The 18,687-nt window shown below is 73.3% G+C and carries 17 protein-coding genes and 1 pseudogene; 12 read left to right on the top strand and 6 right to left on the bottom strand.

Features of this window, described 5'->3' with window-relative positions:
- Positions 1–2 precede the first annotated feature (2 nt).
- On the bottom strand, positions 3–1,004 hold the full coding sequence (locus AC3RX0_RS12125; protein WP_491506234.1) for a hypothetical protein: 1,002 nt from the start codon (positions 1,002–1,004) through the stop codon (positions 3–5).
- A gap of 144 nt (positions 1,005–1,148) precedes the next feature.
- On the opposite strand from AC3RX0_RS12125, the gene AC3RX0_RS12130 reads away from it, so the two are divergent.
- From AC3RX0_RS12130 to AC3RX0_RS12140, 3 genes are all read left to right on the top strand, one after another.
- Positions 1,149–4,343, top strand: coding sequence for an MFS transporter (locus AC3RX0_RS12130; RefSeq protein WP_491506235.1), 3,195 nt, complete (start codon positions 1,149–1,151; stop codon positions 4,341–4,343).
- A 108-nt stretch (positions 4,344–4,451) separates the two neighbouring features.
- The gene (locus AC3RX0_RS12135; RefSeq protein ID WP_491506236.1) at positions 4,452–5,870 is read left to right on the top strand and encodes a ferredoxin reductase family protein; all 1,419 of its coding nucleotides are present in this window, start codon (positions 4,452–4,454) and stop codon (positions 5,868–5,870) included.
- A 14-nt stretch (positions 5,871–5,884) separates the two neighbouring features.
- Positions 5,885–6,406 carry an FMN-binding protein gene (locus AC3RX0_RS12140; RefSeq protein WP_491506237.1) on the top strand — a complete coding sequence of 174 codons (522 nt, stop codon included), beginning with the start codon at positions 5,885–5,887 and terminating at the stop codon, positions 6,404–6,406.
- A 5-nt stretch (positions 6,407–6,411) separates the two neighbouring features.
- On the opposite strand, the gene AC3RX0_RS12145 is transcribed toward AC3RX0_RS12140, so the two are convergent.
- A complete protein-coding gene (locus tag AC3RX0_RS12145; RefSeq protein ID WP_491506238.1) occupies positions 6,412–7,392 on the bottom strand; it encodes a sensor histidine kinase in 981 nt (326 codons plus the stop codon).
- Positions 7,389–8,057: a response regulator transcription factor gene (locus AC3RX0_RS12150; protein ID WP_491506239.1), complete on the bottom strand. Its 669-nt coding sequence runs from the start codon at positions 8,055–8,057 to the stop codon at positions 7,389–7,391. The genes AC3RX0_RS12145 and AC3RX0_RS12150 overlap by 4 nt, the downstream gene beginning before the upstream one ends.
- A gap of 94 nt (positions 8,058–8,151) precedes the next feature.
- Here AC3RX0_RS12150 and AC3RX0_RS12155 point away from each other — a divergent pair.
- Positions 8,152–9,307, top strand: a pseudogene (locus tag AC3RX0_RS12155) (SLC13 family permease).
- A 3-nt stretch (positions 9,308–9,310) separates the two neighbouring features.
- Here the strand turns inward: AC3RX0_RS12155 and AC3RX0_RS12160 are convergent.
- Positions 9,311–9,850, bottom strand: coding sequence for a CGNR zinc finger domain-containing protein (locus tag AC3RX0_RS12160; RefSeq protein ID WP_491506240.1), 540 nt, complete (start codon positions 9,848–9,850; stop codon positions 9,311–9,313).
- 39 nt (positions 9,851–9,889) lie between these two features.
- Here AC3RX0_RS12160 and AC3RX0_RS12165 point away from each other — a divergent pair, with 39 nt between their 5' ends.
- Complete coding sequence (locus AC3RX0_RS12165; protein ID WP_491506241.1) at positions 9,890–10,864, top strand: EamA family transporter; 975 nt, start codon at positions 9,890–9,892, stop codon at positions 10,862–10,864.
- A gap of 7 nt (positions 10,865–10,871) precedes the next feature.
- Here the strand turns inward: AC3RX0_RS12165 and AC3RX0_RS12170 are convergent, their stop codons facing one another.
- Positions 10,872–11,279, bottom strand: coding sequence for a hypothetical protein (locus tag AC3RX0_RS12170; RefSeq protein WP_491506242.1), 408 nt, complete (start codon positions 11,277–11,279; stop codon positions 10,872–10,874).
- Entirely contained in the window at positions 11,276–12,031 is a 756-nt protein-coding gene (locus AC3RX0_RS12175; protein WP_491506243.1) for a CDP-alcohol phosphatidyltransferase family protein, read from the bottom strand. The genes AC3RX0_RS12170 and AC3RX0_RS12175 overlap by 4 nt, the downstream gene beginning before the upstream one ends.
- Before the next feature lie 29 nt (positions 12,032–12,060).
- On the opposite strand from AC3RX0_RS12175, the gene AC3RX0_RS12180 reads away from it, so the two are divergent.
- The 7 genes from AC3RX0_RS12180 to AC3RX0_RS12210 are packed head-to-tail and all read left to right on the top strand — an operon-like array spanning position 12,061 to position 18,624.
- Complete coding sequence (locus AC3RX0_RS12180; RefSeq protein WP_491506244.1) at positions 12,061–13,080, top strand: zinc-dependent alcohol dehydrogenase; 1,020 nt, start codon at positions 12,061–12,063, stop codon at positions 13,078–13,080.
- Entirely contained in the window at positions 13,077–13,472 is a 396-nt protein-coding gene (locus tag AC3RX0_RS12185) for a 6-pyruvoyl trahydropterin synthase family protein (RefSeq protein ID WP_491506245.1), read from the top strand. The genes AC3RX0_RS12180 and AC3RX0_RS12185 overlap by 4 nt, the downstream gene beginning before the upstream one ends.
- Positions 13,472–14,482, top strand: coding sequence for a glycosyltransferase family 4 protein (locus AC3RX0_RS12190; RefSeq protein WP_491506246.1), 1,011 nt, complete (start codon positions 13,472–13,474; stop codon positions 14,480–14,482). Before AC3RX0_RS12185 ends, AC3RX0_RS12190 begins: the two co-directional genes overlap by 1 nt.
- On the top strand, positions 14,479–15,303 hold the full coding sequence (locus AC3RX0_RS12195) for a class I SAM-dependent methyltransferase (RefSeq protein ID WP_491506247.1): 825 nt from the start codon (positions 14,479–14,481) through the stop codon (positions 15,301–15,303). The genes AC3RX0_RS12190 and AC3RX0_RS12195 overlap by 4 nt, the downstream gene beginning before the upstream one ends.
- The gene (locus AC3RX0_RS12200; RefSeq protein ID WP_491506248.1) at positions 15,291–16,256 is read left to right on the top strand and encodes a lysylphosphatidylglycerol synthase domain-containing protein; all 966 of its coding nucleotides are present in this window, start codon (positions 15,291–15,293) and stop codon (positions 16,254–16,256) included. The genes AC3RX0_RS12195 and AC3RX0_RS12200 overlap by 13 nt, the downstream gene beginning before the upstream one ends.
- On the top strand, positions 16,253–17,002 hold the full coding sequence (locus tag AC3RX0_RS12205; protein ID WP_491506249.1) for a RibD family protein: 750 nt from the start codon (positions 16,253–16,255) through the stop codon (positions 17,000–17,002). The genes AC3RX0_RS12200 and AC3RX0_RS12205 overlap by 4 nt, the downstream gene beginning before the upstream one ends.
- Positions 16,999–18,624 (top strand): alkaline phosphatase family protein, encoded by a 1,626-nt coding sequence (locus tag AC3RX0_RS12210; protein ID WP_491506250.1) that lies wholly within the window; start codon positions 16,999–17,001, stop codon positions 18,622–18,624. Before AC3RX0_RS12205 ends, AC3RX0_RS12210 begins: the two co-directional genes overlap by 4 nt.
- Positions 18,625–18,687 lie beyond the last annotated feature (63 nt).

The raw sequence follows: 18,687 nt of genomic DNA on the forward strand, positions 1-18,687 counted from the left end.
CGTCAGATCGTCCCTCGCACATCGTCGAGGAACAGGACGACCAGTCGCAGGTCGCCGGCGTTGTCACGAGTGCTCGAGACCGTGTCGGTGCAGAACTGCTGGTCGGCGCCGATCACGCCCTTGGCGGGGCACGCGGGGGCCGTGGTCAGCGCTCCGGTGGCCGACTGCGACCACTGGGCGAGGTACGACGGCACGCCGCCCTGCCCGCAGATCGACTTGTCGCACACGATCGTCATCTGCGCGGGGCTCGTCCGGGTGTACAGGCCGGCGCCGTCCGTGCCGTTCAGGTTCGCGATCAGCTGGGTCACCAGGCCGCCCGTGGCGCACGCAGTGCTGCTCGGGCACAGTCCGAGCGAGAGCGCGACGTTGCCGGTGGCCCCGTTCGGCAGCGTGACGATGCCGCACATCGGGTGCTGGGCGTCGACGGTCGTGCAGCCGGAGCCGTCCGCCCCGGCGGTGCCGTTCGTCAGCGAGGCATCGCTGCCGCCGAGGACGTTCAGCGTCAGCTCGACGGGGAAGGATGCCGTCTGCCCGACCAGCTGCTTGTTGCCCGAGCCCACGGTGCCCGTGATGGTGAGGGCGGAACTCGGCGCCGAGTACGTCACGTCGAACGTCGCGGTGGTCTGGTTCTTGGGGATCACCGCCGAGCCACCGCCGACGAGGGCGAGCGTCCCGGGTCCGGACGGCGAGAGGGTGACGGTGGTCGGGGTGGGGTACGACGCCGGCTGCAGCCCCGCCCACAGCGAGACTGTGATCTGGAACGACTGACCGACCGCGGTGAGCACGTCCGGCATGGCCTGGCCGGGTGTGCCGGCGAGGTCGGCGGCGAGGGTCGGGTCGGTCTGCGCCGTCACAGTGATCGACGTGGGTTTGGGTGGCGCAGGGGCGGCGTAGGCGGCGCTCAGGCCCGCCTGCGGCGCGGTCAGGGCGAGCAGCGACAGCACGGCGAGGGCGATGAGCGAGCGCGTGCGATGGAGCCTGGGCTGGATCCGTTGATGCGACATGACACACACTCCTTGTGGGTCGGCCCGCGCACGGCGGATTGCGGCGACGGGCATCGGGTGCTGTCAGTCTGGCGCGCGCGGCGGCGGAAAAGATCCGTGAGATCACGGAGGTTTCGGCCGGAGCGTCCTGCCCATCCTGGGCCTATGGCGCTTCAGTCCCGGGAGGACACCGACTTCGACCCGATCGCCGACACCCTGCATGTGGCGGTGCCTCGACGCGGTCGGATCCCGGGGCGCACCGTTCTGCTCGTGGCATCCTTCGGCGCCGTGCTGGCGTTTCTGGACGCCACGATCGTGAACATCGCGTTCCCGAGCATCCGGGCCTCGTTCCCCGGCGATTCGATCGGGAACATCTCGTGGGTGCTGAACGCGTTCAACGTCGTGTTCGCCGCGTTCATGATCGTGTTCGGCCGCCTCGGTGACGTGGTCGGCCGCCGCCGCCTCTACCTGTTCGGCGTGGGACTGTTCACGGTGGCCTCGGCCGTCTGCGCGCTGGCCCCGTCGATCGGCCTGCTGGTGGCGGGCCGCATCGCCCAGGCAGTGGGGGCTGCGATGATCGTGCCGGCCTCGCTGGCGCTGGTCATCGAGGGGTTCCCGGCCGGCAAGCGCGCACGGGCGGTCGGGCTGTGGTCGGCGGCAGCCGCGGTCGCGGCCGGACTCGGCCCGCCCCTCGGCGGCCTGGTCGTCGAGGCCGGCGGCTGGACCTGGGCGTTCTGGATCAACCTGCCGTTGGGCGTGGTCGCCTGGTGGCTGGGCCTGCGCCATCTCGTCAACAGCCGTGCGCCCGGGCGGCGCCGGATGCCCGACATGCGCGGGGCCGTGCTGCTGGCGGGCGCCCTGGGGTTGACCACCCTTGCGATCATCAAGGGCTCGGAGTGGGGCCCGGCCAGTCTCATGCTGTGGGGCGCCGCGGGGGGCGCCGCGGTGCTGCTGGTCGGATTCGTCCTCAGCTCCATGCGGCACCCGGCGCCTGTGCTCGACCTGGCGATGATGCGCAACCGGCCCTTCCTCGTCGCGAACGTCGCGACCCTCGTCGCCGGCGTCGGCTTCTTCGGCTACATGCTGACCAACGTGCTCTGGCTGCAGTACGTGTGGCGGTACACGGTGCTCGAGGCGGGGCTGGCGCTCATCCCGGGCGCCCTTGTCGCGGCGGTCGTGGCCGGCCTGCTCGAACCCGTCGCCGCGCGGTACGGCTACCGGTGGATCATCGCGGCCGGATTCGTCGTCTGGGCGCTGGGCTACGTCTGGTACGTGCAGGCGGTGGGCACGGCTCCGTCGTTCTGGGCGCAGTGGCTGCCCGGCCAGATCATCAGCGGCGTCGGCGTCGGGGCGACGCTGCCGCTGCTGGCCGCCTCGACGCTCGCGTCGCAGCCGGGCGGACGGTACGCCACCGCATCGGCGGTGATCTCCAGCGCCCGCCAGGTCGGCGGCACGATCGGCGTCGCAGTGCTGGTCGTGATCCTCGGCACGCCGACCGCCGCCACGGTGGTGCCCAGCCTGCGCGACAGCTGGACGGTGTGCATCGTGTCGTTCGCCGCGGGGGCGGTCATCACGCTGTTCATGGGCCGGATCCGGCACCATGACGAGCAGACGGCCGTCGACGGGGAGGGCGTCCCGCCCGACCTGCGCCAGCCCACGTCGTCGCGGTCGGTCGTGATGCGCCGCTCGCTTCCGCCGGTCGAGGAGTCCCTGTTCGGCAGGCTGCCGGAGGCGGCGCGAGAGCGGATCCTCGCCACCGCCCTGCGACGGGTGGTGCCCGCCGGCGGGTGGCTGCTGCAGGTCGGAGACGTCGCGGAATCGATGTTCGTCCTGCTCTCGGGCCGCGCCGAGGTCGTCATCGGCGACCAGGTCGTGCGCGAACTCGGGCCCGGCGCCGTCGTGGGCGAACTGGCCCTGTTCACCGGAGGGCGCCGCTCGGCATCCATTCGCGCGCGTCGCGACTGCCAGGTGCTCGAGGTCTCTCGCGCTCTGCTGGACCGGACGATCGGCGAGGATGCCACGGCACTGACGGCTCTGGTCACCGCGCTCGCGCACCAGCTCGCCGACGCGAGCCCGTCGGTCACCCGCCTCGCGGCGCGCCCGAGCCTCGTCGCGGTGGTCGGGGTGTGCCGGGGCGCGCCCGTCGAAGACGTCGCCGCGCTGCTGCGACGAGGACTGGCCGAGCATCTGCGCGTCGCGATGCTCGTCGGCCGTCACGCGCCCGAGCAGGTGGATCGGGCCGAAGCTGAGAACGCCCTGGTCCTCCTCGTCGCTGCGGGGAACGACGAGGAATGGGTCGCTCGCTGCGCGCGGGAGGCCGATACGGTCGTGCTGGTCGGGACGGTTGGGGAGCCCCCGGCCAGCACGATGCCACGGATGACGGGCCGCCCCGAGCTGGTGCTCGTCACGGACGCGCGCTCCCGCACGGCCCGGCATGCCTGGCTGCGGGCCGTCGACCCCTGGCGCATCACGGATCTCACCCCGGGTGAGGCATCGGCGACCGGTCACGTTCCGAGCGCCGTGCGGGGGCTGGTCGACCGGCTGGCCGGCCGGTCGATCGCCCTGGTCCTCGGCGGCGGGGGCGCGCGTGCCATCACGCACGTCGGCGTGCTGCTCGAGCTCGAGGAGGCCGGGGTCCGCGTCGACCGGCTGGCCGGCGCGAGCATGGGCGCGATCATCGCGGGGTACTACGCCACCGGGGTCACGGCGCCCGAGGTGGCCGATGTGACGTACCAGGAGTTCGTGCGAGAGAACGCGCTCGGCGACTACCACCTGCCGCGCACGTCGCTCGCAGGCGGCAGACGCGTGCAAAAGGGCCTGGTGCGCACGTTCGGCGACTGGCGGCTCGAGGAGCTGCCCCGGGGATTCCGCTGCGTCAGCACCGACCTGCTCAGCAGGGCGCCGGTGGTGCACCGGACCGGGTCGATGGTCGATGCGCTCGCCGCGTCGTCGCGGCTGCCGGTGCTGTTCGCGCCGATCCCGAGCGAGGGCCGGCTGCTGGTCGATGGCGGTGTGCTCGACAATCTGCCGGTGGACGTCGTCACCGAGCGCGACGAGGGGCCGATCGTCGCTGTGAACATCTCGATGGGCGGAGGGCATCGGCGGCCTGCGTCCGACGGCACGCCGCGGCCGGTGCGCGTGCCTCCTCTGGGCGAGACGATGCTGCGCACGCTCATGATCGGCGGTGGCGGGGCGGCCGAGGCCCAGCGCCAGGGCGCGTGGGTGCTCACGCCGCACTCGATGGGCGTGGGGCTGCTGGAGTTCCACCAGTACGACCGCATGATCGAATCCGGTCGTGCCGCCGCCCGCACCCTGCTCGAGCAGACCGGAGGGGATCTGTCCGGCGCACGCGACGCCTGACGGCCGGCGGCCGGATGCACCCATGCGCGCGCTATGAGGTGACCGTGAGGTTGCGCGCACGGGACGATTCTTGGAGCCGTCTGTCATCGGCGGTCGGATGATCCGGATATGGCTTCCTCCGTATCCTCGATCGCCGGCCTGCCGGCGCTCCTGCCCGAGCGTCCGCGTCCGGGCGGGCGGCCGCGCGCGTGGAACCTGATCGCGGTTGCGGTCATCTGGCTGACGAGCCTCGTCGTCGTCATGCTGTGGGTGCGGGGCGGCGGCGTCGAAGCGCTGGTCGGCCTGAACGCGAACTCGCTGACGACGCTGGGACGACTCACCGGCCTGGTCGCGGCGAACCTGCTGCTGTACCAGGTGCTGCTGATGGCGCGGGTGCCGCTGTTCGAGCGAGGGTTCGGACGCGACGGGATGACGCGGATGCACCGGATCGTCGGATTCTGGTCGTTCTGGCTGATGCTGGCGCACATCGTGCTGATCACGATCGGCTACGCGCTGACCGCCTCGGTGAACGTGTTCGTGCAGGCGTGGGTCTTCGTCTGGGACTATCCCGGGATGCTGCTGGCGACGGCCGGCACGGTGCTGCTGATCGTCGTCGTGGCGACCTCGATCCGACGCGCGCGCCGGCGACTGCGGTATGAGTCGTGGCACCTGCTGCACCTGTACGGATACCTCGGCGCCGGCCTTGCGATCCCGCACATGCTGTGGACCGGCGCCGACTTCACCTCGTCGCCGACGGCGACCGTCTACTGGTGGGCGCTGTGGGCCGTCGTCGCCGCCGCGGTGCTGTGGTTCCGGATCGGCGTGCCGCTGTGGCGTTCGTCTCGGCACCAGCTTCGGGTGGTGACGGTGGAGCCGGACGGGCACGACGGTGTCGCGGTACGCATGCGCGGCCGGCAGCTGCGCTCTCTGCGTGCACGGCCCGGGCAGTTCTTCGTCTGGCGGTTCCTGGACGGACCGGGCTGGTCGCGCGGCCATCCGTTCTCGCTGGCCGCCGCTCCCACGGGCGAGGAGCTCGTGATCGCGGCCCGGCGCGTCGGCGACGGCACCCACCGACTGGCGCAGCTGCGCGCGGGCACCAGGGTGATGATCGAGGGCCCGTACGGTGCGATGACGGGAGAGCGCAGGCAGGGGGAGAAGCTGCTGATGCTCGGCGCAGGGGCGGGAGTTGCGCCCCTGATCGCGCTGCTGCAGGCCGAGGAGTACGCGCCGGGCGAAGCGATCCTCGTCACCCGCGATCACACCGCGGGACACGGCCTGCGCCGCCGCGAGATCAGCGAGCTCGTCGGATCGCGCGGCGTGGTCCACTACGCGCTGGACGGCCGGCGGGGCCCCGAGGGGACCGCCTGGCTGCCGGCGACGCACGCGGGATGGGGCGGCGCGCAACTGCTGCGCCATGTGGCCCCCGACCTGGAGGCGTACGACGTCTTCGTGTGCGGGCCGGTGCCGTGGATGCGCAGCGTCGAGCGGGATCTCACCGCTGCAGGTGTCGCGGCGGGCCGCATCCACACCGAAGCGTTCAGCGTCTGAAGCAGGAGGAACCCATGAAGAAGATCGTCTACGGACTGCTGGCCACCATCACGGGCCTCGTGCTGCTGTTCAGCTATCGCACCTCACTGAACCCGGTGCTCACCGCAGCGCCCCTCGGTGCCGCGAACCCAGGAGCTGCGACGACACCGTCGTCGTCGGGCACGGGGTCGTCCAACACGGGGTCGAGCAGCGGATCGAGCACGGGCTCGGGCAGTGGGTCGTCGACGAAGAGCTCGCCGGCGACGTCGAGCGGCTGGAAGGCGGGGACCTTCACGGGACAGACATCCCAGACCCCTTACGGACCGTTGCAGGTGAAGATCACGGTCGCGGGCGGCAGGATCACGGCCGTCGACGTGCCCGTGTATCCCCAGGGCAGCGGGCGCGACCAGCAGATCAACTCCTACGCGCTGCCTCAACTCGTGCAGCAGACGGTGGCGGCGCAGAGCGCGAACGTCGACATGGTGTCGGGCGCCACGTACACGAGCGAGGGTTACCAGCAGTCGCTGCAGAGCGCGATCGATCAGGCGAAGGCGTAGCCCGGTCAGCGCGCCGCGGGCAGGACGAGCAGGAACGTCGTCCCCGCCGCCGACGTCGACTCGATCCGCACGGAGCCCCCGTACCGGTCCGAGACGTCCTTGACCAACGCGAGGCCGAGGCCGAATCCGCGCCGCCGGCCGGTGTCGGCCCCGCGGGCGAACCGCTCGAAGACCCGGTCTCGGTCTTCGGGGGCGATCCCGGGACCGTGATCAGTGACCCGGATCTGCACGGTGCGACCGACGCCCGTCGCGCCGACCGCGACCGTCTGGCCCGAGGGCGAATGCTGGACGGCGTTGTCGACGAGCGCGACGCACAGACGTGTCAGCGTCACCGGGGGAAGTCCGGCCTCGAGCCCCTCGCCGACCGCGGCAGACAGGTCCACGCCCGCCTGCTCGGCCGTCGGCCGAAGCGTCTCGAGGGCGGCGGTGATCGCCGCGGACACCTCGGCGGCGGCGGTGCGGTCGGGCGCATGATCGGCCTGGGCGGCCAGCAGCAGCTCGGTGAGGATGTCGTCCATGGTGGCCGCATCCCGGCGCAGTCTGTCGAGTGTCTCGTCGAGCGGCTCACCGTGGGCGCGGCGTCGCTGCAGGATCTGCACCCGACTGGTGAGCGCGGTCAGGGGGGTGCGCAGCTCATGGCTGGCATCGGCGAGGAAGTTGCGCTGCGCACGCAGGGCCTCGCCCAGGGGCTTCACGGCCTGGCGGGCGGCGGCCCACGCCACCAGGCCCAGCAGCACGACTCCGACGATGCCGAGCAGGATCACCCACGGCAGTACGCGGTCGACGTCGACGACGATGTGGTCGGTCGGCGGCGGCCGATGCAGGTCGTCCGGATCGATGGTGCGCTCGGGCCGGGCGGTGGACAGGATCACGGCGATGAGGATGCCCACGCCCACGGCGAGGATGACGGCCGAGGCGATCCCCGTCCACAGGCCGATCTGGCGCGCGGAGCGTCGGACGCGGCGCTGGTCGGAGGTGTCGCTCATCCCGGCGCCCCGAGGCGGTAGCCGCGGCCGCGGACGGTCTCGATCATCTCGGTCGTCGTCTTGCGGCGCAGGTAGTGGACGTAGGTGTCGACGGTTCCCGCCCCGTCCGCAGAGGTGAACACGCCGCGGATGATCTCCTCGCGGCTGAACACGCGTTCGGGACTCGCCGACAGGAACTCGAGAAGCGCGTTCTCGGTCGCCGTCAGAGCCACGCGCAGCCCCGAAGGCGAGTAGACCGCCCAGGATTCGGGGACGAAGACCCACTCCCCGATGATGCGCCGGCGCCCCTCGGCCAGGAAACCCCGCCGCAGCGACCGCAGCCGAGCGAGCAGCTCGTCGAAGTCGAACGGTTTCGTCAGATAGTCGTTCGCGCCGGCATCCAGTCCCTGAACGCGGTCGGGAATGGACCCGAGGGCGGTGAGCACCAGGATCGGCGTCGTGATGCGCGCCGTGCGGATCGCCTCGACGAGGCTCAGCCCGTCGCGTCCGGGCAGCCGACGGTCCACGACCATCACGTCGTACCGATTGTGCAGCGCGAGCCGCAGGGCGGCCTCCCCGTCCGTGACGTGGTCCACGCGGTACGTGTCCGAGAGCACCTCGACGGTCATCTCGGCGATGTCGGCGTCATCCTCCACGTACAGCACGGCCGGTCGCCCGTCTGTCATCCCACCAGCGTAGAGCGGCGTTCCGGCATCCGCCCGTTCTGAAGCGCGCGCCGGCGCCGGGCGTACGCTTCGATGCGGAGTGAGGGGGGGCGGCATGCGGACGGCGACGATCGGTGTCGTGCTGCTGGGGCTCGGCGCCGTCGCCCTGTTCGCCGGCCTGCTGCCGCTCACGGCCGCCGTCGAGCTGTGGGAGCGGGTGTGGCCCATCCTGCTGTTCGTCACGGCGATCACGGTCGTCACCGAGCTGGCCGCGGTGGCCGGGGTGTTCACCGTGCTCGCGCAGCGTGTGGCGCGGTGGGGCCGCGGTCGCGCCTGGCTGCTGTGGCTGCTGGTGGTCGTCCTCGCCGCGGTGAGCACCGTGTTCCTCTCGCTCGACACCACGGCCGTGCTGCTGACCCCCCGTCGTGGTCGCGCTCGCGCGGCACGCGCGCCTGGATCCGATCCCGTTCGCCCTCACGACGGTGTGGATGGCCAACGCGGGCTCGCTGCTGCTGCCGGTCTCGAATCTCACCAACCTGCTGGCCCAGCACGCCATGGGGGACCTGAGCCCGATCGCGTTCCTCTCCCTCACGGGCGCCGCGGCCGTCGTGGCCATGGCGATCCCGATGATCGCGGTGTTCGTGATCTTCCGCCGGTCGATGCGCGTGCGCTACGAGGGCGGCGCCGGCACCCCTGCGGAGGACCGCGTGCTGTGCGCGGCGGCCGGCGCCGTGCTCGTCGTGCTGCTGCCGCTGCTGGTCTCGGGCCTGCCGGTGTGGATGCCGGCGACGGGCGCAGCACTCGTGATGGCGGCGATCTTCGCGGTGCGCCGGCGCTCGGCCGTGCGGCTCGGGCTCATCCCGTGGCGCCTGCTGCTGCTCGCGGCGGGCCTGTTCCTGTTCGTCGCCGCACTGCATGAGGCCGGCCTCGGCGCGCTCATGACGAGGATCGCCGGTCACGGCGAGTCGCCGCTCGCGCTCCTGCGTCTGTCGTTCACGGGGCTGGTCAGCGCGAACGCGATCGACAACCTGCCTGCGTATCTCGCGCTCGAGCCGACGGCCGGCACGCCGGCTCGGATCGCGGCGCTGCTGATCGGCGTGAACGCCGGCCCGCTCATCACCCCGTGGGCGTCGCTGGCGACCCTGCTGTGGAATCAGCGGCTCGTCGCCCAGGGCGTCCAGGTCGGCTGGCGGCGCTACCTGCTGCTGGGCGCGATCGTCGCGCCGGTCACCGTCGCGGCCGCCACGCTGGCGCTCGCGGCGACGGCATGACCGCTACGATTCCGCCGCACGCCGGGCGCGGTAGGCGGCGACGGCGTTGCGGTTCGCGCACGTCGTGGAGCAGTAGCGCTTGGACCGATTGCGCGACAGGTCGAGCGCGAGCGCCGAGCACTCGGCGTCGTCGCACACCGTGATGCGGCTGCCCTCGTCGGCACGGATGACGTCGATGAGCGCCATCGCGGTCTCGACGAGGATCCGCTCGGGCAGCGGGTGGTCGTCGGCGACGGCGTGCAGGTGCCAGTCCATCTCGCCGTGCCGCGCCAGCCGCGGCGTCAGCGAGACCTCGGCGAGGGCGGCGTTGACGCGCTCGACCATCTCATCGCGTGGGGCCAGCAGCATCCCGCGCAGCCGCGGACGCAGGGCGCGCAGTGCCCCGAGCTCGGCGTCGTCGCGATCGATGCGGCCGGTGTAGGCGAACTCTTCGAGGAACGCGTCGACGTCGGAGAGGGATGCCAGTGTGTCGGGCTCTTCGGCGCTGTTGACCAGTCGCACGGCGGCCCGCAGCGCCTCTTCCGTGTCATCTGTGAACAACATGTTGAAACCTTACACGATGCGGCGATAGTGTCATCGATCATGAGCATGGTCACAGGTGACACGCACCGCCGGTCCCAGGTCGGCGCGGGCCTGCTCGTCGCGCTCGGCGCCGCCTTCTCGTTCGGGATGTCTGGCGCCTGGGCACGCGGGCTGATCGACGCCGGCTGGACGCCCGGCGCCGCGGTCACCGCCCGGGTGTGGGTCGCCGCGCTCGTGCTGCTCGTGCCGACGCTCATCGCGCTGCGCGGGCGGTGGGCCGCGGTGCGCAGGCACGCCGGCATGATCGTCGCATACGGCCTGCTCGCGGTGACGGCCACACAGCTGTTCTACTTCCAGGCCGTCGCAGTGATGGACGTCGGCATCGCCCTGCTCATCGAGTACACGGCCCCGGTCGCCGTGATCCTGTGGCTGTGGATGCGCCGCGGCGAGCGGCCGAGCGGGCGCAGCCTCATCGGCGCCGTGATCGCGTTCGCGGGCCTGGTGCTGATGCTCGACATCCTCACCGGCGCGAAGGTGGACGTCGGGGGCATCCTCTGGGCGCTCGGGGCGATGGTCGGCGCCGCCGCGTACTTCGTGCTGTCGGCCCGTTCCGACACCGGGCTGCCGCCGATCGCACTGGCCGGGCTCGGCCTGCTGCTGGGCGCCGTCGGCCTGACCCTGGCCGGCGCCGTCGGCGTGCTGCCGCTGAGCTGGAGCACCGCCGACGTCGCCTACCGCTTCGGCACCGTTCCCTGGTTCGTCCCGGTGCTGGCCATCGGCATCCTCGCCACCGCGCTCGCATACGTGCTCGGCATCGCCTCGACCCGCATGCTCGGCTCGCGACTGGCCTCGTTCGTCGCGCTCGCCGAAGTGGTCGCGGCGGAGCTGTTCGGGTGGATGCTGGTCGGCCAGCTGCCCGATCTGCTGCAGGCGGCCGGCGGCGTCCTCGTGCTGGTGGGCGTCGTCGTGGTCAAGCTCGGCGAGCCGGCCCCCGAGTTCGTCGAGCCGGTCACCGAGCACGACCTGGCGGCCTGAGTCCGGCTCAGGGCGTCGCGGGCACCGCGGACCGGCGGAACATCGCCGCGGTCGCGATCGCGAGGATCACGATGCCGACCGACTCGACGATGATCGTCTCGGGCACGAGGGTGAACGTCCACACCTCGGTGATGCCGAAGAAGCCGACGGTCAGCGCCATCAGCAGAGCCCCGAGCGTCCCGATCACGAACAGCAGACTCAGGACGGTCGCCAGCTGCAGGAGCCGGCCGCGCAGCACCAGCATCCCGATCAGCAGCACGAGGGCCGCCACGGCGTTCAGAACGAACAGCACGCCCAGCACGCCGCCCACCCCGTCGAAGACGAGGAACAGATGGATGCCGCCGACGGCGAGCAGAACGAGGGCGCTGAGGATGCGGACGGTCCGGTGCGCACGCGCCGCGGTCATGTCGGTCATGTCTTCCTGCTCTCTTCCGGGCCCGTCCGGCGGGCCCATGGTGAGAACACGAGACCCGGCACGCTGCGGTTCATCCGCACCAGCCACACGACGTCGCGGCCGAAGGACTCCAGCAGCAGCGCGAGCGCCGCGACGGCCAGGAGCAGCGCCAGAACGGGCGGCAGCAGCTGCGCCGCGACCACGGTCAGCGCGATACCGGCCGCAGCCGCCACGACCTTGCGCCAGTACCGCGGCGGCAGGGCCCGGCCCATCCACGGCAGCAGCCACGCGGCGGCCGCGAACGCATACCGCAGCAGGCCCAGGCTCACGACCCACCAGCCGACCAGGCGGGCGTCGTAGACGCACAGCACGAGGATCAGGAACGCGTCGACCTCCATGTCGAAGCGGGCGCCCAGCTCGCTCACGGTGCCGGTGCGGCGGGCCACGAACCCGTCCACCGCGTCCAGCGCCAGCGCGCACGTCGCGATCGCCACAAGAAGCGCGACCGGGACCGCACCCGAGAACGAGGTGGCCACCAGTGCGGTGGTGATCCCGACGAGCACCGAACGGGTCGCGGTCACCGCGTTGGCGGGGCCGAGTCGCCCCGCGGCCCGCCGGCGCAGGCCGCGCGCGAGCAGCACGGTCGACACGGCGAGGTATGCGATCCCGGCGGCCCAGCCGGCAGCCGAGAGGGGGACGAGGAGGTGGATTGCCGGCAGCGAGGCGCCCCCTGCCGCCGCCCACCACCACGGCCTGCGGTGAACCTTTCGCATGCGCGCTCCGTGTTCTCTACATGGTCTTCGTGAGGGACACGACACCGGGCCCCGCTCCGGTTCACCCGAGGCGGCACGAGGCCATCGCGCTGTGGACGGTGGCGCCCGGGGCCGGCGAGCTGCGGCCCATGCCCGTGGCCGAGCCGCACGACGACGAGGCGTCCGTGCGCACGCTGTGGACCGGCGTGAGCCGCGGCACCGAGTCGATCGTCGCGCGCGGCGAGGTGCCGGCCGGCGAGCGCGACCGCATGCGCGCACCCTTCCAGGCCGGAGACTTCCCGTTCCCGGTCGAGTACGGCTACCTGAACGTCGGCGTCGTCGAGCAGGGGCCCGCAGAGCTGCGCGGGCGCACGGTGTTCGCGCTCTACCCGCACCAGTCGCACTTCACGGCCCCGGTCGACGCGCTCGTGCTCGTGCCGGACGCCGTCCCGCCGCGGCGGGCGGTGCTCGCGGGCGCCGTCGAGACCGCGGTGAACGTGCTGTGGGATGCCGCGCCCCGCCTCGGCGACCGCGTCACGGTGATCGGAGCCGGGCTGATCGGGGGTGCGATCGCGGCGCTGCTGCGCGGCATCCCCGGCGTGCAGGCGACCCTGGTCGACGTCGACCCGGCCAAGGCCGCCCTGGCGGACGCGTTCGGCGTCGGGTTCGCGCAGGTCGCCGACGACGAGGCCCCGGCCGACGTCGTGATCGAGGCCAGCGGCAGCCCCGCGGGACTGCAGCACGCACTGCGTGTCACGCCGACCGACGGCGAGGTGATCGTCGCGAGCTGGTACGGCGCCCGCGCCGTGCCGCTCGAGCTGGGCGCGGATTTCCACTCCCGGCGCCTGTCGATCCGGGCCAGCCAGGTCGGCGCCGTCGCCGCCGGCAGGCGGGCGCACCGGTCCACGACCGACCGCCTCGTCCTCGCGCTGCACCTGCTCGAAGACCCCGTCTTCGACGCGCTGCTCGGGGGCACCTCGCCGTGGACGCGGCTGCCCGAGATCACCGCGGCGCTGGCCGACGGCACCGCCGACCCGCTGTGCCACACGATCGATTGGAGCGGCGCATGAGCTTCAGCGTCACGGTGCGCGACCACCTGATGATCGCGCACAGCCTGCGCGGCGCCGTGTTCGGGCCGGCGCAGCGCCTGCACGGCGCGACGTATCTGGTCGATGCGACGTTCCGGGCCGCCGCGCTCGACGACGACGGGATCGTCGTCGACATCGGCCGCGCCCAGGACGAGCTGCGCGGCATCGTCGCCGAGCTCACCTACCGCAACCTCGACGCCGTGCCCGCCCTGCAGGGCGTGAACACGACGACCGAGCGGCTGTGCCAGATCATCGGCGACCGGCTCGCGGCCCGCGCCCGCGAGGGCGCGTTCGGCGCGGCTCCGCTGACCGGCGTGGCCGTGACGCTGCACGAGTCGCACATCGCCTGGGCGTCGTATGAGGCGGCGCTGTGATGGACGGCGTGCTGCACTTCGTCGTCCCGGCCGGCGTGGACGACCCGCGGCGCGTCAGCGGCGGCAACGTGTACGACCTGCGGGTGCGCGACGGTCTGCGCCGCCGCGGGTGGATCGTCCACGTGCCGCAGGCGCGAGATGCCGCGGCCGCGGCATCCGTCCTGCGCACCGTTCCCGACCACGCGCTCGTGCTCGTGGACGGACTGGTCGCCGGATGGGCGCCGGACGCGGTCGCCGCCGCCGTGGGTCGCGTGCGGCTCGTGGTGCTCGCGCACATGGTCGCCGCGGCCTTCCCCGATGCGAGCCCGGCCGTCGCCGCCGCCGAGCGACGGGTGCTGGGGTCGGCGCATCATGTGATCGTCACGAGCCGCTGGACCGCCGGTGAGATCGTCCGGCGGGGCCTCGTCGACCCCGGACGCGTCTCGGTCGCCGTGCCCGGGGTGCGCGCCGCGCACGAGCCCGCGCGCCCGGCGCGCGACGGCGAGCTGTTGTGTGTCGGGGTGGTCGCGCCGCACAAGGGCCAGGACACCCTGCTCGACGCGCTCGCGCCGCTGGGCGAGACGGACTGGACCTGCACGATCATCGGCTCGGCCGAGCCGTTCCGGCAGTTCGCGTCCGGCATCGCGCAGCGCGCCGCGGCGTTCGGGGGCCGGGTGACGCTCGCCGGCGTGCTCGACGGGGCCGCGTTGGATGCCGCGTACCACCGGTGCGCGCTGCTGGTCGCGCCCTCGCGGGTCGAGAGCGCCGGCATGGCGATCGCCGACGCCCGGGCCCGTGGCATCCCGATCGTTGCGGCGGCCGTCGGCGGCATCCCCGACACCGTCGCCGGGGGAGGGGCGATCCTCGTCCGCCCCGACGACCCCGCCGCCCTGGCGCAGGCGCTGCGGGCGTGGATGACCGATCCCGCGCTGCGGGCCCGGCTGCGCCGGGAGGCGCGGCTCGTCCGCGCGAGTGTTCCGGGTTGGGGCGACACGGTGACCGCGGTCGAGGCGGCGCTGGAGGCGTCATGACGATCTCGACCGTCGCCCCCGACTGGCTCGCGCTGCGCGCCGGCGCCGACGACCGCGCGCGCTCGGCCGTGCTCGCCGCGAGGCTGTCGCACCTGATCCCGCCGGGACGGGTGGTCGTGCACGACCTCGGCGCCGGGACCGGAGCGATGACGCGCTGGCTCGCGCCGCGGCTGCCCGGACCGCAGCGCTGGGTGCTGCACGACGCAGACGCCGGCATCCTGTCCCGCCTCGACGTGGGGTCGGCGGCCGACGCCGAGGGGCGGCGCGTGGTCGCCGACGTCCGGGTCGAAGAGCTGGCCGCGCTCGCGCCCGACGCCTTCCGGCAAGCCGCGGCGGTCACGGCATCCGCCCTGCTCGACGTCGTCACCGGCGACGAGGCCGCGCGCATCGTCGCCGCGTGCGTCGCCGCCCGCGCGCCCGCGCTGTTCAGCCTCAGCGTGACAGGCAAGGTCCGGCTCGCGCCGGGCACCGCCGACCAGGCGGGCGCCGCGGCCGTCTTCGGCGCCGCGTTCGACGACCATCAGCGCCGGGACGCCGAGGGGCGGAGGATGCTGGGACCCGGCGCGGTCGCGGTCGTGTCGGCCGCGTTCGCCGCCGCCGGATGGACCGTGCGCCGCGCGGCGACGCCGTGGCGGCTCGGCCCCGGCGACGAGCAGCTGATCGTCGCGTGGCTGGACGGCTGGATCGGCGCCGCGGTGGAGCTGCAGCCCGGACTCGCCGCCCTCGCACACGAGCATCGGGAGCGGTGGCACGCACAGGCGCTCGCCGGGCGGCTGCGGGTGACGGTGTCGCACGAGGATGTGCTGGCATGGCCGGACTGACGGCGGTTGAGCACCGGGTTCCGCGGAGCGTGCGGGTGGCTGCCCGCGTCGCCGCCGGCGCGGGCATCGTCATCGCCACGGCCATCGTCGTGGGCACCGGGCCGTTCGTGCGCGGCATCGTCGCCGTCTCACCGGCCGCGACCGGCTTGGCCGTCGGCCTCGCCGCGGCCGGAACGGCCGCGGCGGCCTGGCGCTGGCGCGTCGTCGCGGCAGGGCTCGGACTGCCGCTGCCGTGGGGCGAGGCGGTCGTCGCCTACTACCGCTCGCAGTTCCTGAACACGGTGCTGCCCGGCGGCATCCTCGGCGACGTGCACCGCGCATACGACCACGGGCGGCGCAGCGACCGGTTGGGCCTTGCCGCCCGTGCCGTGGCCGTCGAGCGGATCGCCGGGCAGCTCGTGCAGGCCGCGGGGACGCTCGCTGTGCTCGTGCCGCTGGGCCTGGTCGCCCCGCGGTCGGGCGCCGTGTGGGTCGTCGCCCTCGCCGCAGTCGTGGGCGCTGTCGTCGCGGTCGTGCTCGCGGCGATCCCGCGTACGCGCCACGCCGTGCTGCGCGAGCTGCGCCTGCTGCGTCCGCTGCTGGAGCGTCCTCGGGCGCTCGCGGCGATCGTCGTCGCCTCGATCGTCGTCCTGGCCGCCACGGCGGGCATGTTCGTCGTCGCCGGTCTCGCGGTCGGCGTCGCGGCCGCCCCGCACGAGCTGGCGCTGGTCGCGCTGGTCGTGCTGGCGGCGGCGGCGATCCCCGTCAACCTCGGCGGGTGGGGCCCGCGCGAGGCCACCAGCGCCGCCGCCTTCGCCGTCGTCGGGATCGGCGCGGGGGCGGGCGTCGCGGTCTCGACCGCCTTCGGGGTCCTGGCGATGATCGCCGTCGCGCCGGGTGCCGTCGTGCTCGTGGTGAACGGCATCCGCGCCCTGCATCTGAGCCGGGCCCGTCACGAGAGGAGATCCGCATGACCGAGCGCCCGTATGTGACCCTCAGCTGCGCGATGTCGATCGACGGCTATCTCGACGGCACCGGGCCGCACCGGCTCGCGATGTCGAACGCCGCCGACTTCGACCGGGTCGACGAGGTGCGCGCCCGCAGCGATGCGATCATGGTCGGCGCCTCCACGGTGCGCCGCGACGACCCGCGGCTGCTCGTGCGCGATGTCGCGCGGCGCGCCCGCCGCATCGCCGAAGGACTCACGCCGTCGCCGGTGAAGGTCACGGTGACCGACAGCTGCGATCTGCCCGTGCAGGCCGCGTTCTTCACCGCGGGCGAGGTCGAGCGCATCGTCTACTGCCCGCGCGATCGTGCGCGGCGGCTGCGCGCACGCATCGGCGACCGGGCGATCGTCGTCGGGCTGGGCGAGCGGGTGCTCATGCCCGTCCTGCTCGACGACCTCGCCGAGCGCGGCATCCGGTCCCTCATGGTCGAAGGCGGCGGCACCCTGCTCACGCAGTTCCTCGCCGCCGACGTCGTCGACGAGCTGCAGCTCGTGGTCGCGCCGTTCTTCGTCGGCGAGGCCCGCGCGCCGCGCGCGATGCGCCCGAGCGCCTTCCCGTGGACCGCCTCGCACCGGGCACGACTGGCCGAGACGCGGCAGATCGGCGACGTCGTTCTGCTGCGATACGCGCTGTCGGGCCGGTTCGGGATGTCACGGCCCGACCTGTCGCCGGTGGGCGCGCGGGTCGCGGCAACCCACGGCGACGCGCCATGAGCGGGCGCGGTCACGACGTGCGCCGAGCGGCCGCCGCCACCGTCGCCGTCGTGCTGCTGGTGGTGCTGCCGGTGCTCCCCGGATACATCGCGACGGGCGACCCGGCGACGCTCGTACGGGTCCCGGCCGAGTCGCTCGTGGCGCTGCTGGTGCTGGCCCTCGTGCCGTGGCGGCCGCTGCGCACCGCCCTGGCAGCGGCGTTCGGGGTGTTCGTGGTCGCCGCGCTCGTGCTGGGCGGCATCGACCGCGGCTACCGGGCGGTGCTCGGCACTCGGTTCGATCCGCTGGACTGGCCGCAGCTGGGTTCGGCGCTCGGCGTCGCCTCGGACGCGGTGGGTCCGACGCTCGTGACCCTGGCCGTCGTGGTGCTGGCGCTCGTGGCCGTCGCCGCGGTCCTCGTGCTGGCGTGGGCGGTGCTGCGCATCGACGCCGTGATCCGCCGCCGCGTGCGGCGGGGAAGAGCGGCACTGGGCGCGGTGACGGCCGGCTGGATCGTGGCCTCGCTGGTCGGCTCGTCGCTGAGCGCGGCACCGCCGGTCGCGGTCGCGGCATCCATCGACACCGTCGGGTCGGCCGTCGACCGGGCCTCCGCCGACCTCAGCGCCCGCGTCGCACTGGCCAAGACGCTCGCCGACGACCCGTTCGGCGACGTGCCGGCGGCCGACCTGCTCACGGCCCTGCGCGGCAAGGACGTCGTCATCGCGTTCGTCGAGAGCTACGGCCGGGTGGCCGTCGAGGGCTCGCGCTTCTCGGCGGGCGTCGACGACGTGCTGCAGGCGGGGGACGCCTCCCTTGCTGCGCACGGCTATGCGGCGCAGAGCGCGTGGCTGACCTCGCCGACGTTCGGCGGTGTCAGCTGGCTGGCGCATTCGACCCTGCAGACCGGGGTGTGGGCCGACTCGCCGACCGCCTACAACGCCGTGGTCGACAGCACGCGCCTGACCCTGACCGGCGCGTTCGGCAAGGCCGGCTGGCGCACGGTCGGCGACATCCCGTCGAACATCCGGCCTTGGCCGGTCGGCACGGACTTCTACCACTACGACACGCTGCTCGGCGCCCGCGACGTGGGCTATCGCGGCCCCCAGTTCGGGTACGCGCGTGTGCCCGACCAGTACACGCTGAAGCATTTCGCCGACACCGAGCTGGCCGGGCCGCACCGGCCGGTGATGGCCGAGATCGACCTGGTGTCGTCGCATACGCCCTGGGCGCCGCTGCCGCAACTGGTGCCGTGGTCGCAGCTCGGCGACGGGTCGGTGTTCGACGGGCAGCCGGCGCAGAGCGAGACGGCCGCCCAGGTCTGGCAGGACCCGCGGACCGTGCAGCGGTTCTATGGGCGGTCGATCCAGTACGCCCTCGGGTCGCTGTTCTCGTTCCTCGAGAACGTCGACGACCCGAACCTCGTCGTGATCGCCCTGGGCGACCATCAGCCCGCGACGGTCGTCAGCGGGACGGGAGCCGGCCACGACGTGCCGATCAGCATCATCGCGCGCGACCCGGGGGTGCTGCGCGCGATCGGCGGATGGCACTGGACGCCCGGGATGCGGCCGACCGCCGTCTCGCCGATCTGGCGCATGGACGCGTTCCGCGACCGCTTTCTGACGGCGTTCGGGCCGGTGGGGTGACGCGTCCCGAAGAGGGTGGAGGAGGATCGGGGCCTTCCTCCACCCTTGCCGCGTCAGTGCAGC

The organism is Microbacterium sp. W1-4-2 (assembly GCF_058349885.2).